Origin of the sequence: Streptomyces sp. PA03-1a, from assembly GCF_033792805.1 — a bacterium.
In the GTDB taxonomy this organism is placed as follows: domain Bacteria; phylum Actinomycetota; class Actinomycetes; order Streptomycetales; family Streptomycetaceae; genus Actinacidiphila.
This window is the reverse complement of the sequence record NZ_JARAVO010000519.1, coordinates 1-529: the sequence shown is the minus strand read 5'-3', so window position 1 is coordinate 529 and position 529 is coordinate 1. Positions and strand designations below refer to the sequence as shown.

The window sequence follows — 529 nt, the reverse complement described above, 5'->3', positions numbered from 1 at the left end:
CGGTGAGGCGCTGACGTCGCAGGACGTGAAGTACTCCTTCGAGCGCACCATCAAGATCAATGACGAGAACGGTCCGGCGGTGCTGCTGGACGCGATCAAGACGATCGACACGCCCTCGCCGGAGCGGGTGGTGTTCCACCTGAAGTACTCCGACGCGACGTTCCCGATGAAGATCGCCTCGGGTGCGGGTTCGATCGTGGACCACACGCAGTACCCGGCGGACAAGCTGCGCACGGACGGCAAGGCGACCGGTTCCGGCCCGTACAAGCTGGACTCCTACGAGGCCGGCGAGCAGGCGGTGTTCTCGGTCAACGGGGACTACCAGGGCACGGCGCAGATCCGTAACTCCGGTATGACGATGAAGTTCTTCGGTGACGAGCCGGCGCTGAAGAAGGCGGTGGAGGACGGGTCGGTGGACCTGGCCTACCGTGGTCTGGACTCGGCCGACATCGCCTCGCTGCAGAGCAGTTCGATAGCCGGCGACACCGGGATCCAGGTCGTGGAGGGCACCGGCGCCGAGGTCCAGCAC

1 protein-coding gene is annotated in these 529 nt (G+C 65.6%); it reads left to right on the top strand.

What is annotated here, in order from left to right:
- A partial coding sequence (locus tag PV341_RS45265) for an ABC transporter substrate-binding protein (RefSeq protein WP_500361088.1) occupies window positions 1-529 on the top strand: 529 nt, incomplete at both ends.